Below are 14818 nucleotides of genomic sequence, written 5' to 3'. Positions count from 1 at the left end.
CTCAAAGGTCTCGCGACGGAAAAGCCGGTCATCGCCCCTAATGACAGGTGGCTGACAGTGAACATTGACGAAACTCTGAGCTGCGGGCGCTTGACGACGCCGGCGACGTGTCTTCGGCCGCTCCGTCGCCCCGGACGGGACGCGAGTCTTGGGCGGCTCCCGTCGGCGGCGGACTGTCGGCGGCGGACTGTCGGCGGCGGACGGGAGCTGTCCAGGAGCCGGCGGGCAGCCCCGCCGGTCCGCTGCCCAACGGGTGGCTCGACCCGCATCCGGCCGGCCCGGGCCAACCCTGGCTGGTGGGAGCTGGTGGGGGCCGGCACGCGCTACCTTTTCCGGCCCCTTTGCTCTGCACCCACCGGCGCACCGCTTCCCCTGGCGCAGTCGCGCGCCGCGCCCGTCCCGCCGCCCTTTTGCCCGCCGCCCGCCGCCCGTCTTGGGGTGTAAGCACAGGTCGGGCCGCCTGTTGCGCGGATGGGTGCAGAGCAAAGGGGGTGCGAGGCGGCAGGCAGGGTCGAATGGTCGTCGCACCGGGTGGCACCGGGTGGCCGCGGCTGCCCCCGACGCAACGCGGGTGGCCGACGCGGCGGCGGAACGGGCCGGGCGGCGGTGCCGGCGTTCCGCCATCCGGACCGCCAATGGGCGCTGACCTGGGCCTGTGGCACCCTGGACCGGTGCGGGACCAGACCCTGACCGGCGTGCTGCTGGTCGTCGGCGTGCTCGGGGCCGCCACCGGCTTCGGCCGGTGGCGGCGTCGCCGCGACGGCCGGCTCCGGTCCGTGGTCGCGGCGGCCCCGCCCGCTCCGCCCGCCCATCCGGACCGGTGGACGCCTGCCGTCGACGGCGGCACCGTGCCGCAGGATCCGTGCCGGGCACTGCTCGCGCGGCTGGGCGCGCGCCCCGGCGCGGTGACCCTGGTCCAGTTTTCCTCGGCCGTGTGCGCGCCCTGCCGCGCCACCCGCCGGGTCCTGGAGCAGGTCGAGGCAGCCGTCGCGGGTGTCGTGCTGGTCGAGGTCGACGCCGAGCGGCACCTCGACGCCGTCCGTGAGCTGGACGTCTGGCGGACGCCCACCGTGCTGGTGGTCGACCCGGCCGGGCGGGTGGTGCTCCGGGCCTCCGGGGTGCCCGTGCGGGACGACCTGGTCACGGCCGTCGCGAAGCTGCTGACCGGGGCCGACCGGTGACGGTTGCGCGGTCACCCGCACGCGGATCGTCCGTGCCGCCGCCAGGGCGGGCCTCCTCCCGGTTGCCGGGGCGGGCGTCGTCGGGGCATGTGTCGTCGGTGTCGCCGCGCGGGGCGCGACTGACCCGGCGGCGGGCGGTGGACCACGGGCGGCTGGCGGCGAGCCTCTGTCCGGCGTGCCGCCCCGCCTGACAGCCGCCCGCGCGCCACGGCGCGCCCCCTCGCCGATCGGACTCCTACCGCCATGCTGCTCGATCCACGCGGCCCCCGGTTCGCCGCCGCCGTCACCACCGTCGTCCTCGCCGCCGCGCTGATCACCGGCTCGCCCGCCCTGGTGCTCACCCAGGCGGTCGTCTTCGCCGTCACGGCGGCCAGCCCGCGCCTCGGCCCGTACGCCCTGGCCTACCGGGCGCTGGTTGCGCCCCGGCTCGACCCGCCCGCCGAGCGGGAGCCGGCCGCCCCGGTGCGGTTCGCCCAGCTCGTCGGGTTGACGTTCATGCTGCTGGCGGCCGCCGGCCACCTCGCCGGCCTGCCGGCGCTCACCCTGACCGCCACGGCGGCGGCCCTCGCCGCCGCCTTCCTCAACGCGGCGTTCGACGTCTGCCTCGGTTGCGAGGCGTACCTCGCGGCGCATCGACTCACCGGGCGACCGGTGCCCACCCGGGTGCCGACCGGCTCGGCCTGATCTGGGCGGCACCGGGCGGGTGCTGCCCGGCTTGGCCGTCGGGGCCGTCCCGTGCGGGTGCTGGCCGGCGCGGCCTTCGGGGCCGTCCGGGGTGGGGTGCCGACCGGCTCGGCCTGGTCGGGGCGGTCCCGTGCGGGACCTGACCTGCGCGGCAGCCGCCCGCGCGGGCCCCGCCCGGCGTCGCCCCCGGAGCCGGCGCGGGGCAGGTCGGGGCCGGGTGACCGGGCCGGCGCCGAAATCCCTACTTTTCAAGTAGGGTTTGCGGGTGGTGGGGGTGGTCGGTTAGCGTCGGGGGCACCGGACGCCGCATCGATGTGCGTCTCGGCCGATCCGGGGCGGCCCACCCCGGGCTGCACCGTGCGATCCTGGGAGCCTCCGATGACCGCCGACCCGCAGCAAGAACCCATCGTCGACGCCGACACGAGCTCGCTGCGGAGGGTCCTGCGCCAGCAGGCCAACACCGTGACCGTGGTGACGGCCCCCGGCGCCCCGCCGGTCGGCTTCACCGCGACGTCGTTCACGTCGGTGTCCCTGGAGCCGCCCGTGGTGTCCTTCTGCCTCGGGCTCGCCTCGTCGGCGTGGCCCACGGTGGCGCGGTCCCGGCACGTCGCGGTGCACCTGCTCGCCCAGCACCAGCGGGACCTGGCGCGCACGTTCGCCGCCACCGGGATCGACCGCTTCGCCCATCCGACCAGGTGGCGGGTCGGCCCGGAGGCGGTGCCGATCCTCGACGACGCCCTGGCCTGGCTGCTCTGCCGCGTGGTCGACCGGGTGGTCGTCGGCGACCACGCGATCGTGCTCGCCGAGCCCGAGCTGTTGCGGCACGCCCACGTCGGCTCGCCGCTGCTCTACCACCGGGGCGGCTTCGCCGGCGTGGACCCGGTCGACCGGGCCGCCGTGGCCTGAACGGCCCCGGCGGGTGACGCCACCCGGCCGGCGGGTGCGCTGCCCGGCCGACGACTGCGCGTGGTGTGCGGCACGACGCCGCGCCGCCGGGTGGCGCGCGGTGACGGTGCGCGGCGCGGTCCGCGCGTACGCGGGCTGACGCCCGACGGAGTTCCCCCCTTGGCGTGACGCCGCCCGCGGAGGGATCGGGTGGCGCGGAGCGCGCGATCACTGGCCGGTCGTGGTGCAGCCGCGCCGGCGTGTCGTGCGCCGGAGGCGGCCAGCGTTCCCGGTCGTCGCTTTCCCGCGCGGACGATGCCTTCCCGCGCGGACGATCTTCCCGCGCGGTGGGTGGTTCCCGTGCGGTCGTCGTTCTCCCGTGCGGTGGATGCCGGTGCCCCGTGGCGGCGGCGCGCAGGGCCGGCCGTCGGCGCGGCGGACTTTACAACGAAAACCGTTTCCAACAAGATGTACCCGGGACGCCACCGCAACAGGACGGGAGTCGTTGATGGGTCACCTGCTGGTCATCGAGAGCTGGGTGGGCGCGATGAGCGCCCTGCTGCCGAGGGCGATCCGGGAGGACGGCCACCGGTTCACGTTCCTCACCCGCGACCTGCACCACTACCTGCGGGCGACGCCACCCGGCGAGGTCCACCCGCTGCTCGCCGCCGACAACGTGGTCACCGCCGAGACCAACGACCCGGCGGCGCTCGCCGCACACGTCGCCCGGCTGCACGCCGCCCTGGGCTTCGACGGGGTGCTCACCTCCTGCGACTACTACCTGCACACCGCCGCCGAGGTCGCCGCCCACCTCGGGCTGCCCGGCCCCGACCCGGCGGCGGTGCGCCGCGCCTACCGCAAGGACCTGGCCCGCGAGGCGATGCGCCGGGCGGGCCTGCCCGGGCCGGCGTTCGCGGTCACCGACGGCTGGGCGGACACCCTCGCCGCCGCCGAGCGGCTCGGCTTCCCGCTGGTCGTCAAGCCCGTCGACCTGTGCGCCGGCATGTACGTGCGCGCCGTCGCCGACCCCGCGCAGCTGCGCGGGGCGTACGACGCGCTGGCCGGCTTCGCCGTCAACGCCCGCCGGCAGCCCCGGGTGCCGCTGGTGCTGCTGGAGGAGCTGCTCACCGGCCCCGAGGTCAGCGTCGAGACCGTCACCCGCGACGGCGTCACCACGGTCGTCGGGGTCACCGACAAGAGCCTCGCCGGCACGAGCGCGTTCGTCGAGAGCGGGCACATGTTCCCGGCCGACCTGCCCGCCACCGCCGCCCGTACCGCCGCCGGCGCGGCCGTCGCCGCGCTCGCCGCCGTCGGCCTCACCCACGGCGTCGCCCACACGGAGCTGCGCCTGACCCCGGCCGGGCCCCGGGTGGTCGAGATCAACCCGCGGCCCGCCGGCAACCAGATCACCGAGCTCGTCCGCCGGGTCACCGGCATCGACCTGCCGATGGCGTACGCGCGCCTCGCCCTCGGCGAGCGCCCCGACACCACGCCGGTCGACACCGGGGTACGCAGCGCCGCCATCGCGTTCCTGCTGCCGCCCCGGGCGGGCACGGTCGACGCGGTCACCGGCACCGACCGGCTGGCCGGTGATCCGTCCGTCGTGGACTGGGCCGTCACGCCCCCCGGGCACCGCACCGGCGACGCCAGCAGCAACAACAGCTACCTCGGCCACGTCATGACCGTCGACACCGAGGGACCGGGCGCGCGGGCCCGCGCCGAGGCGCACGTGGCCGCCCTCGACGTCCGGTACGCCGACCAGCTCGCCGGGACCGCCGCGTGACCGCCCCCGCCCCGGCCGCCGAACCCACCGCCCCCGACAGCCTCGACGACCTGGTGGCGGCGGCGCTCGCCGGCCGGCTCGGCCCCGACCCGGCGGGGGAGCGGGTCACCGTTGGGTTCGTCACCCGGCAGGGCGCCCGCCACCCCGGTCGCGCCCGGGGCTACCGCAACCACGTGCTCAGCCTGCGGGTCGGCGCCGCCGTCGGCTCCTGCGCCGTCGAGCCCGACGAGCTGCCCGACGACGTCGCCTACGACTGCGTCGGGGCCAGCGTGGCGGAGCTGCTGGCCCACCCGAGCCTGCCGGTGCGGGTCGCCGCGCTCGACGCGTACCTGATGGGGGTGCGCCCGCACGCGGGCGCGGCGACCGACGTGGTGCCCGTGTCCGGCGGCACGTCGCTGGCCAAGTCGGCCGCCCGCGCCGCCGCCGTGGTCGACCTGCTGCCCGCCGGGCCCGGGCAGACCGTGCTGGTCGTCGGCGTGGTCAACTCCCTGCTCGCCGAGCTGCGCCGGCGCGGCCTGCGCTACCTGCCGTGCGACCTGGCCGGCGGGCGCACCGAGTGGGACGAGCCGTGCCTGCCCGACGCGGCGGCGCTGCTGGCGCGCTGCGACGCGGTCCTCGCCTCCGGCATGACCCTGGGCAACGGCACCTTCGCGCCGCTGCTGCGCCACGCCCGGTCCACCGGCGTGCCGCTGGTGGCGTTCGCCCAGTCGGGCAGCGCGGTCCTGCCGCGCTTCCTCGGCGCGGGGCTGACCGCCGTGTCGGCGGAGCCGTACCCGTTCTTCTGGCTCGACGGCGGCCCCACGCCGCTCTACCGCTACCGCGCCGACCGGGCGGGCCGATGACCGCGCCGCAGCTGCTCGACCTCGTCGGCCGCACGCCGGTGGTCCTCGTGGACGCCCCGCTGCCGCACCCGCAACCCGGCTTCCTCGCCAAGGTGGAGTGCCTGAGCCCCGGCGGGATGAAGGCCCGCGCGGCGGTGTCCATGCTGGCCGGCGCGCGCTCGCGCGGCGAGCTGGCCCCGGGGGCCCCGGTGGTGGAGTCGACAAGCGGCACCATGGGCGTCGGCCTCGCCTTCGCCGGGCAGGCCCTCGGTCACCCCGTGGTGCTGGTCGTCGACCGGGAGCTGGAGCCGTCCATGCGGGCGCTGCTGCGCGCCCACGGGGCCCGGCTGGAGGTGGTGGACGCCCCGCATCCCGTCGGCGGCTGGCAGCAGGCTCGCCTCGACCGGCTGCTCCGCGTGCGGGCCGCGCTGCCCGGCGCGTACTGGCCGGACCAGTACCGCAACCCCGACAACGCGGCCGGCTACGCCGGGCTCGCCGAGGAGATCGTCGCCCAGATCGACGCCGTGGACACGCTGGTGTGCAGCGTCGGCACCGGCGGGCACAGCGCCGGCCTGGCCCGCGCGCTGCGCCGGCACTGGCCCCGGCTGCGCCTGGTCGGGGTGGACACCGTCGGCTCCACCATCTTCGGCCAGCCCGCCCGCGCCCGGCTGATGCGCGGCCTCGGCAGCAGCATCCACCCCCGCAACGTCGACTACGCCGCCTTCGACGAGGTGCACTGGGTCGCCCCCGCCGAGGCCGTGCAGAGCTGCCGGCGGCTGGCCCGGCACGCGTTCGTCACGGGCGGGTGGAGCACCGGCGCGACCGCCCGGGTCGCCGCCTGGGCGGCCCGGACCCGGCCCGGCGCGCGGGTCCTCGCCGTCTTCCCCGACGGGCCGCACCGCTACCTCGACTCCATCTTCGACGACGACTACTGCGCCCGGCGGGGGCTGCTCGGCCCCACCCGGGGCCACCCCGTCGAGATCCCCCACCCCCGGGCGGTGGAGGTCACCCGGTGGAGCCGGTGCCGCACCGTCGTCGACCCCCGGGCCCGGACCGTCGAGTCGGCCCGGGGACAGCGGGTGCCGGCATGAACCTCGACTGGCGGGTCTACCCGCTGCCGCTCGCCGAGCCGCTGCGCATCTCCCGGTCGGTCATGGCCCGCCGCGACGCGGTCGCCGTGCGGCTGACCCACGACGGCGACGCCGGCCACGGCGAGGTCGTCACCAGCGCGTACCAGCGCCTCGACCTGGGCCGCATCGACGCGCTGCTGACCGCCCTGCGCCCCCGGGTCACCAGGTACGCCGACCCGGAGGCGCTGCGCGCCGACCTGCCGGCCCTCGCCGTGGACCTGGCCGACGCGCCGGGGGTGCTGGGCGCGCTCGACGCCGCCGTGCACGACCTCGTCGGGCGGCGCGCCGGCCGGCCCGTGTGGCGGCTCGTCGACGCCCCCGCGCGGGAGGCGGTCTCGACCGCGTACACGATCGGGCTGGTGCCGCCCGCCGACGCCGCCGCCACCGCGCGGCGGCTCGTGGCGGCCGGCTTCACGGTGCTGAAGGTCAAGGCCGGGGCGGACGACGACGTCGCCCGGGTCGCCGCCGTGCGGGCCGCCGCCCCGGCGGCCCGGCTGCTGCTCGACCCCAACGGGGCGTGGACACCCGAGCGGACCGTCCGGGTCCTCGACGCCGTCGCCGCCTGCGCCGTGGACGCCGTCGAGCAGCCCGTCCCGCCCGGCGACCCGGACGCGCTGGCCTGGATCGCCGCGCGGGTCGTGGTGCCCGTCGTCGCCGACGAGGACGTCGCCACCGTCGCCGACGTGCACCGCCTCGCCGGATCCGTCGCCGGCATCAACGTCAAGCTCGCCAAGTGCGGCGGGGTGGCCGCCGCGCGCCGGCTGATCGACGCCGCGGCCGGGCACGGCCTGGACGTCCTGCTCGGCTGCCTGGTCGCCAGCACGCTCGGCATCGCCCCGGCGCTGCACCTGGCCGGGCACGCCCGCTGGGTCGACCTCGACGGGCACCTGCTGCTCGCCGACGACCCGTGGACCGGCATCGGCGGCGGCGACGGCGTCCTGCGTACCCCCGACGGGCCCGGCCTGGGGGTGCGGCCGGCGCGGGCCGAGGACCGGGCGGTGGCCCGGTGATCACGACCTGGACGACGCTGCGCGGCTTCCCGCCGGCGATCCGGCTGCTGGTGGTCAACCAGCTCGGCGTCAACGTCGGCTTCTACCTGCTGCTGCCCTACCTCGCCGGCTACCTCGCCGACGACCTCGGCCTGTCCGCCGCGGTGATCGGCCTGGTCCTGGGCGTGCGCAACCTCAGCCAGCAGGGCCTGTTCCTGCTCGGCGGGTCCGCCTCCGACCGGCTCGGCGCGCGCGGGGTGATCATCGTCGGGTGCGCGCTGCGCGCCGTCGGCTTCGGCGTCTTCGCCGTCGGGGTGTCGCTGCCGGCGCTGCTGGCCGCCTCCGTGCTCTCCGGCCTGGCCGGCGCGCTGTTCAACCCGGCGGTGCGGGCCTACCTCGCGCAGGCCGCCCCGGACCGGCGCGCGGAGGCGTTCGCGCTGTTCAACGTGTTCGCCAGCGCCGGGGCCCTGCTCGGGCCGCTGCTCGGCAGCGCGCTGCTGCTGGTCGACTTCCGGGCCGCCGCCCTCGCCGCGGCCGGCGTGTTCGTGGCGCTGACCGTGGCGCAGGCCCTGGTGCTGCCGCCGCAGCCGGCCCGCAGCAGCGGGCAGAGCGTGCTGGGGGACTGGCGCGAGGCCGTCACCGACCGCCGGTTCCTCGCCTTCACGCTCGCGCTCAGCGCGATGTTCGCCCTCCAGAACCAGCTCTACCTGGTGCTGCCCGTGCAGGCGCAGCAGGCCGGCGGGCATCCGCTCGCCGTGGCGTCGCTGTTCGTCGTCTCCACCGCGGTGACCCTCGCCTGGCAGGTGCCGGTGACCCGCTGGCTGCACCGCCGCCTCGCCCGGGGCCCGGCCATCGCGGTCGGCCTGGCGGTCATGGGCGGGGGCTTCGTGCTGCCGCTCGTGCCGGTCGGCGGCCCCGCCGGCCCCGTCCGGCTCGCGCCGGTGCTCGGCGCGGCCGTGCTGCTCGCCGTCGGGGTGCTGATCGCCCAGCCGTTCGTGCTGGAGCTGATCCCGGCGTTCGCCCGCGACGGGCTCACCGGCACCTACTTCGGGCTGTTCTACCTGGTCTCCGGGGTGATCGCGGCGGCCGGCACGACCGCCGTCGGCCGCGCCATGGACGACGGGTCCGGCGGCGGGGTGCCGGCGCTGGCGTGGCTGCTCTGCGCCGCGCTGGGCGGGGCCTCCGCGGCGGCCGTCTGGGCGCTGCACCGCCGGGGCGCGCTCGACCCGACGCCCGCGCCCGCCCCGTCGGCGGTGCCCGCGTGAGCGGCCGGCGGGCCCGGCAGGCCGCCGGCACCGGCTTGCGCGGCGGTGCCGGCACGAGCGACGGTGCCGGGGCGAGCGACGGTGCCGGGGCGAGCGACGGTGCCGGGGCGGCCACCGCCGGGGCCAACCTGCTCACCGACAACCCCGCGCTGTACGAGGCGCAGTTCCCCGACCCGCAGCACCTCGCCGCCGGCTTCGTCGACGACCTGCTGCGCCGGCACGCGCCCCCCGGCCGCCGGCTGCTCGACGTCGGCTGCGGCACCGGCCGCGACGCCGGGTGGCTCGCGCAGCTCGGCTGGGCCGTCACCGGCATCGACACGTCGACGGCGATGCTCGCCCACGCCCGCCGCCGGCACCCCCGGGTCCGGTTCGTGGCCGCCGACATGCGCGGCTTCGACCTCGCCGACCGGTTCGACGCGGTGACCTGCCTGGACAGCGCCCTGCTCTACTGCCACACCAACGCCGACCTCACCGCGTTCCTGGCCCGGTGCCACGCGCACCTGGCCCCGGGCGGGCTGCTGCTGGCCGAGCTGCGCAACGGCGCGTTCTTCCTCGGCAGCACCGAACTGCTCGACGGCACGTCGGTGCGCACCGTGCCGTGGCGCGGCGTCGCCTACACGTCCCGGACCCGGCTGTGGATCGACCACGCGGCGCAACTGCTGCGTCGGGAACGCGCCTGGAGCTGGCCCGGCGCGCCCGAGCCGCTGGTGCAGACCTCGGCCTGGCGGCTGCTGTTCCCCCAGGAACTGCGTCACCTGCTCGACACGGCCGGCTTCGACGTGCTGGCGATGTTCGACGCTCCGGGCCCGCGCACCGAACCGCCGTGGCGGCCAGGCGCGGCGCTGTCCACCACCCTGCGCGGCGACCGGCTGCACCTGCTCGCCCGCCGCCGACCCTCTCGACTGGAGGAAACCCCGTGACATCCGTCAGCCCCACGCCCGCCGCCCGGCTGACCCGGCGCGGACTGCTCGGCGGCGCGGCCGCCGTGTCGGCCACCCTGCTGGCCGGGTGCGGCGACCGCCCCGCCGACACCGCCTCCGACCAGCCACGCCGGGGCGGCCGGCTGCGGGCCGTGTTCGCCGGCGGCGGCGCGCAGGAGACCCTCGACCCGCACCTGGCGAACCTGTTCAACGAGGCGTCCCGGGCCAAGGCCATGTTCGACAAGCTCGCCGACTACGGCCCCGACGTGTCGATCCGGCCCCGCCTGGCCAGCGGCTGGGAGCCCAACGCCGACCTCACCCGGTGGCGGGTCACCCTGCGCGAGGCGACCTTCCACGACGGCCGCCCCGTGCGCGCCGCCGACGTGCTGCACAGCTACGCCCGGATCACCGACCCGAAGCGCGCCTTCCGGGCCCGGGCCAGCCTGGAGCTGATCGACCTGCGCGGCAGCCGGGCGGTCGACGACCGGACCGTCGAACTCGCGCTGCGCCGGCCGTTCGCCGAGTTCCCCAACGTCCTGGCGGCCTTCGGCGCGTACGTGGTGCCCGAGGGCGTCGACGCCTTCGACCGGCCCGTCGGGTCCGGCCCGTTCGCCTTCGGCGCGTTCCAGCCCGGCCGGTCCCTGCTGCTCAGGCGGTACGCCGACCACTGGGACGGCGCGCCGCACCTGGACGAGCTGGAGTACCTCGTGGCCAACGACGAGTCCGCCCGGATCAACGCGCTGCTCGGCGGGCAGGCCGACTACGCCCACGACGTCACGCCCACCACCGCCCGCACCTACGCGGGCGACGCGCGGGTGCGGATCACCCGGATGGCCAACAGCACCATGCAGGCCCTGGCCATGAAGGTCGACCGGCCGCCGTTCGACAACCGGGACCTGCGCGAGGCGATGTTCCTGCTCACCGACCGCCAGCAGCTCGTCGACACCGTGCTGTCCGGCGCCGGCCAGGTCGGCAACGACCTGTTCGGCAGGGGCTACCAGCACTACGCCGACGACATCGCCCAGCGCGTCCCCGACCTCGACCGGGCCCGCTTCCTCGTCGACCGGGCCGGTGCCCGGGGGCTGCGCATCCCGCTGGACACCGCCCCCGTGGCCAGCGGCTTCGTGGAGACCGCCAGCGTCTTCGCCGAACAGGCCCGGCAGGTCGGGCTAACCGTCGAGGCGCGCAGCGGCAACAAGGACACCTACTGGAAGGACATCCTGACGGGCGGGGTGCTCGCCTGCTACCGCTCGGGGGCCATGCCCATCGAGACCCACATCTCCCAGCGCCTGTTGAGCACGTCCACCACCAACGCGACCGGGTGGCGGCGGCCCGACTTCGACGCGCGCTACGCCCGCGCCGTGTCCAGCGCCGACGAGCGGACCCGCCGGCAGGCGTACGGCGACATGCAGCGCGTCCTGCACGCCGAGGGCGGCTTCCTGGTGTGGGGGTTCGCCGACTTCCTCGTGGCCACCAGCCCCCGCGTGGGCGGCGTGTCGGCCGCGGCCCCGGCCAACACCCTCGACTGGGCGCGCTTCGACAAGGTCTGGCTGGGTTGAGCCTGCCCCGCTACGCCGCCCGCCGCCTCCTGGCCGGGGCCGGGCAGGTCGTCGGCGTCGCCACCGTCGTGTTCGTCCTGACCGAGGCGCTGCCCGGGGACGCCGCCGTGGTGATCGCCGGCGACCAGCCCGACCCCGCGCGCATCGCCCTCCTGCGCGATCAGCTCGACCTGGACCGGCCCGCCTGGCACCGGTACCTGGACTGGCTCGCCGACCTGGCCGGGGGCGACCTGGGTGTCTCGCTGGTCTCCCGACGGCCGGTCGCCGGGGTCCTCGCCGCCGGGGCCGCGCCCACCGTGCTGCTCGCCGCCGCGGCGCTGCTGCTGCTCGTCCCGCTCTCCGTCGGGCTCGGGACGCTCGCGGCGCGGCGCGAGGGCGGCCGCCTCGACCGGGCGCTGTCCGCCACCGCCGTCGGCCTGTACGCGGTGCCCGAGTTCGCCCTGGCCCTGCTGCTCGTCGCGGTCTTCGGCGTACGGCTGGCCTGGCTCCCGCCCACCGCCGTCGGCACCGGCGGCGACCTGCTGTCCCGCCCCGCCGTGCTGGTGCTGCCGCTGGCGGTGCTGCTGGCCCGCCCGTTCTGCTCGCTGAGCCGGCTGACCCGCGCCGGCATGGTCGAGGCGATGCGCGCGGAACACGTCGCGCACGCCCGCCGGCTCGGCGTGCCCGAGCCCCGGTTGTGGCTGGTCCACGCGCTGCCGAACGCCCTCGCGCCCGTCGCCCAGCAGCTCGCCCGCACCACCGACTGGCTGCTCGGCGGGGTGATCGTCGTCGAGGCGGTGTTCGTCGTCCCCGGCCTGGGCACCGCCCTGGTCGACGCGGTGACGGCCCGCGACGTCCCCACCGTGCAGGGGCTGTGCGTGCTGGTCGCCGTGACCACGGTGACGGTGAACCTCGCCGCCGACCTGGTGGCCTTCCGGCTCGCCCCGCGCGCCGGGGCCGCCACGTGAGCCCACCTGGTCGGCGCCACTGCATCCCGTCGCGGCTGCGCCTCGCCGTCGGCGTCGCGCTGCTCGCCGTACCCCTGCTGGTCGCCGTGGCGGGGCCGGCCCTGGCCGGCGACGCGGCACCGCGCGGACGGCCGTTCGACCCGGGCGGCGCGTTCGGCACCGACTTCGTCGGGCGCGACGTGCTGCGCCAGGCGCTGCTCGGCGGGCGCTCCGTGGTCGGCGTGGCGCTCGCCGCGACCGCCCTGGCGTACCTGGCGGGGGTGCCGTTGGGGCTGCTCGCCGCGCTGACCCGCCGCCGGTGGGTCGACGAGCTGGTCATGCGCCCGGCGGACCTGCTGCTCGCCGTGCCGTCGCTGATCCTGCTGATCCTGCTGGCGGCCACCGCGCCGCGCGGGCCGGCCACCCTGGTCGGCATCGTCGCGCTGATCGGCCTGCCCGAGGTCGCCCGGATCAGCCGCGCGGCGGCGTTGCCGCTGGCGCACGGCCCGGCCATGGAGGCGATGCGGCTGTACCGGGAGACGTGGTGGCGGCGCGCCGTCGGCCACGTCGTGACCGGCAGCCGCCGGGTGCTGCTCGCCGACGCGGGCGTGCGGTTCGTCGGCGCGTTGTACCTCGTCGCCACGGCCAGCTTCCTCGGCGTCGGTGTCGCCCCCGACGCCGCCGACTGGGCGGTCATGGTGGACCGCAACCGCGCCGGGCTGCTGCTGCAACCCTGGTCGGTGCTGGTGCCCGCCGCCCTCCTCGTCGCCCTCGCCGTCGGCGTCAACCTCGTCGCCGATGGGCTGCTGACCACCCGCGGCGACGTCACCGGCCGGGCCGCGGCCGGCGAGGACACCCCCCGCGACGACGCCGGCCACGACGCCGGCCGTGGCGGGGCCGCCCCCGAGGACTCCGGCCCCGTCGGGCCGCCCGGCCGCGCCGTGCCCGGGCCGCGCCGGCCCGCCGGGCCGGAGCGCCGCGCCGACCCGACCGCCGCCGGCAGGCCGACGTCGCCCGTGGACTCCTGCCCGCCGGTCCGGGTGGTCGGGCTCGACGCCGGGGTCGCCGGGCGTCGCCTGCTCGCCGGGGTCTCGTTCACGGTGGCGGCGGGCGAGGTGCTCGCCCTCGTCGGTCGCTCCGGCAGCGGCAAGACCACCGCCGGTCGGGCCCTGCTGGGGGAGGCCGGCCCCGGCGTCCGCCTCGCCGGCCGGGTGGAGGTGGCCGGTTGTCCCGTGTCCCCGGCGACCCCACCACCCCCGGGCGTCGTCGGCTACGTCCCACAGCAGCCGTCGGCGGCGCTCAACCCGGTCCGCCGGGTCGGCGCGGTGCTGCGCGAGGTCGCCCGGCGGCACGCCCGGCCGGTGCGGCGGACCCCCGGCCGCCCGTCGCGCGGCGCGGCGGCCCGCACGACGGTGGCCGGGCGGGAGGCGGTGCGTCGGGCGGTGGCCGACGCGCTGGCCCGCGTCGACCTGCCCGCCGACCGGGAGTTCCTGCGGCGCTTCCCGCACCAGCTCTCCGGCGGCCAACAGCAGCGCCTCGTCGTCGCCCACGCGCTGCTGGCCAGGGCGCGCGTCCTGGTCGCCGACGAGCCGACCACCGGGCAGGACAGCCTCACCCGCCGGGACGTCGCCCACGAGCTGCGGGCCCTCGCCGACGCCGGGCTGGCGGTGGTGCTGCTCAGCCACGACCTGCACCTGGTGCGCGCCGTGGCCGACCGGCTGGTCGTCCTGGACGCCGGCGTGGTCGTCGAGGCCGGCGCGGCGGCCGACGTGCTCGCCGCCCCCCGGGACGAACGCACGCGCCGCCTGCTCGCCGTCGCCCCGGCCGCGCCGAGTGTCCCCGCCCCGGCCGCGCCCCGCGTCGCCGTGCCGCGTGCCGCCGCTCCCGCCGGAGCACCGGCGCTGCGCGTGCGCGACCTGGCCGCCGCCCACCGCGCCGGTGCCCGCCGCCGTGGCGTGCTGCACGCGGTCACCGCCGCCGTCGCCCCCGGCGGGTGCCTCGCCGTGGTCGGCCGCTCCGGCAGCGGCAAGACGACGTTCGCCCGCTGCGTCGCCGGGCTGCACCCGCCGCGCGGCGGAACGGTCGGCCTCGGCGGCCGGCCGCTGGCGGCGACCCTGGACCGGAGAACCCGGGCGGATCTCGCCGCCGTCCAGTACGTCTTCCAGGACGCCCGGGCCAGCTTCCACCCCCACCGGTCGGTCCTGGAGCAGGTGTCCCGGGCCGCCGTGCGGCTGCGCGCCCTGCCGCCGGCCCGGGCCCGCGACGCCGCGCGCCGCGTCCTCGGCGAGACCGGGCTCACGGCGGACGTCGTCGCCCGTCGCCCCGACCGGCTCTCCGGCGGCGAGCTGCAACGCGCCGCCCTGGCCCGGGCGCTGCTCGCCGAGCCCCGCGTGGTGATCTGTGACGAGATCACCTCGGGGCTGGACGCGGTCAGCCGGGACCGGATCGTGGCCCTCGTCGACCGGCTGCGCCGCACCCGGGGGCTGGCCCTCGTGGTGATCAGCCACGACCGTGACGTCGTCGCCCGTCTCGCCGACCACGTCGTCGTCCTGGACGCGGGGCGGGTCGTGGAGGCCGGGCCCGCGGCCGCCCTGCTCACCGCCGCCCGGCACCCGCTGACCCGGGCGCTGCTGCACCCGTCGTAGCCGGCCGCCTGACCGGCCCCCGGCCGGGTG

12 protein-coding genes are annotated in these 14818 nt (G+C 77.8%); all 12 read left to right on the top strand.

Annotated elements, in window-relative coordinates:
* The first annotated feature begins 671 nt into the window (after positions 1-671).
* The 12 genes from O7628_RS29095 (at position 672) to O7628_RS29040 (ending at position 14788) form a co-directional block, all read left to right on the top strand.
* Positions 672-1181: a thioredoxin family protein gene (locus O7628_RS29095; protein ID WP_278135477.1), complete on the top strand. Its 510-nt coding sequence runs from the start codon at positions 672-674 to the stop codon at positions 1179-1181.
* A 243-nt stretch (positions 1182-1424) separates the two neighbouring features.
* Complete coding sequence (locus tag O7628_RS29090) at positions 1425-1865, top strand: DUF4395 domain-containing protein (RefSeq protein ID WP_278135476.1); 441 nt, start codon at positions 1425-1427, stop codon at positions 1863-1865.
* Between the two features lie 378 nt (positions 1866-2243).
* The gene (locus O7628_RS29085; protein WP_278135474.1) at positions 2244-2771 is read left to right on the top strand and encodes a flavin reductase family protein; all 528 of its coding nucleotides are present in this window, start codon (positions 2244-2246) and stop codon (positions 2769-2771) included.
* A 487-nt stretch (positions 2772-3258) separates the two neighbouring features.
* Positions 3259-4533, top strand: a complete 1275-nt coding sequence (locus O7628_RS29080; protein ID WP_278135472.1) for an ATP-grasp domain-containing protein — start codon at positions 3259-3261, stop codon at positions 4531-4533.
* The gene (locus O7628_RS29075) at positions 4530-5375 is read left to right on the top strand and encodes a DUF364 domain-containing protein (protein ID WP_278135470.1); all 846 of its coding nucleotides are present in this window, start codon (positions 4530-4532) and stop codon (positions 5373-5375) included. The genes O7628_RS29080 and O7628_RS29075 overlap by 4 nt, the downstream gene beginning before the upstream one ends.
* Positions 5372-6445 carry a PLP-dependent cysteine synthase family protein gene (locus O7628_RS29070; RefSeq protein WP_278135467.1) on the top strand — a complete coding sequence of 358 codons (1074 nt, stop codon included), beginning with the start codon at positions 5372-5374 and terminating at the stop codon, positions 6443-6445. Before O7628_RS29075 ends, O7628_RS29070 begins: the two co-directional genes overlap by 4 nt.
* Positions 6442-7494, top strand: coding sequence for an enolase C-terminal domain-like protein (locus O7628_RS29065; RefSeq protein ID WP_278135465.1), 1053 nt, complete (start codon positions 6442-6444; stop codon positions 7492-7494). Before O7628_RS29070 ends, O7628_RS29065 begins: the two co-directional genes overlap by 4 nt.
* Positions 7491-8738: an MFS transporter gene (locus O7628_RS29060; RefSeq protein WP_278135463.1), complete on the top strand. Its 1248-nt coding sequence runs from the start codon at positions 7491-7493 to the stop codon at positions 8736-8738. Before O7628_RS29065 ends, O7628_RS29060 begins: the two co-directional genes overlap by 4 nt.
* On the top strand, positions 8735-9658 hold the full coding sequence (locus O7628_RS29055; protein WP_278135462.1) for a methyltransferase domain-containing protein: 924 nt from the start codon (positions 8735-8737) through the stop codon (positions 9656-9658). The genes O7628_RS29060 and O7628_RS29055 overlap by 4 nt, the downstream gene beginning before the upstream one ends.
* Positions 9655-11217, top strand: a complete 1563-nt coding sequence (locus O7628_RS29050; protein WP_278135460.1) for an ABC transporter substrate-binding protein — start codon at positions 9655-9657, stop codon at positions 11215-11217. The genes O7628_RS29055 and O7628_RS29050 overlap by 4 nt, the downstream gene beginning before the upstream one ends.
* Positions 11214-12164, top strand: coding sequence for an ABC transporter permease (locus O7628_RS29045; RefSeq protein WP_278135458.1), 951 nt, complete (start codon positions 11214-11216; stop codon positions 12162-12164). The genes O7628_RS29050 and O7628_RS29045 overlap by 4 nt, the downstream gene beginning before the upstream one ends.
* On the top strand, positions 12161-14788 hold the full coding sequence (locus O7628_RS29040; protein ID WP_278135456.1) for an ATP-binding cassette domain-containing protein: 2628 nt from the start codon (positions 12161-12163) through the stop codon (positions 14786-14788). The genes O7628_RS29045 and O7628_RS29040 overlap by 4 nt, the downstream gene beginning before the upstream one ends.
* The last annotated feature ends 30 nt before the right edge of the window (positions 14789-14818 follow it).

It is taken from the genome of Micromonospora sp. WMMD956, from assembly GCF_029626125.1.
Lineage (GTDB): Bacteria > Actinomycetota > Actinomycetes > Mycobacteriales > Micromonosporaceae > Micromonospora > Micromonospora carbonacea.
The sequence above is the reverse complement of the archived record's forward strand: the minus strand, read 5'-3'. Positions and strand labels throughout refer to the sequence as shown.

Excerpts from the sequence above, each read along its gene's own strand:
- O7628_RS29080 (WP_278135472.1), top strand. The coding sequence starts at position 3,259 with ATGGGTCACCTGCTGGTCATCGAGAGCTGGGTGGGCGCGATGAGCGCC.
- O7628_RS29090 (WP_278135476.1), top strand. The coding sequence starts at position 1,425 with ATGCTGCTCGATCCACGCGGCCCCCGGTTCGCCGCCGCCGTCACCACC.
- O7628_RS29070 (WP_278135467.1), top strand. The coding sequence starts at position 5,372 with ATGACCGCGCCGCAGCTGCTCGACCTCGTCGGCCGCACGCCGGTGGTC.
- O7628_RS29065 (WP_278135465.1), top strand. The coding sequence starts at position 6,442 with ATGAACCTCGACTGGCGGGTCTACCCGCTGCCGCTCGCCGAGCCGCTG.
- O7628_RS29085 (WP_278135474.1), top strand. The coding sequence starts at position 2,244 with ATGACCGCCGACCCGCAGCAAGAACCCATCGTCGACGCCGACACGAGC.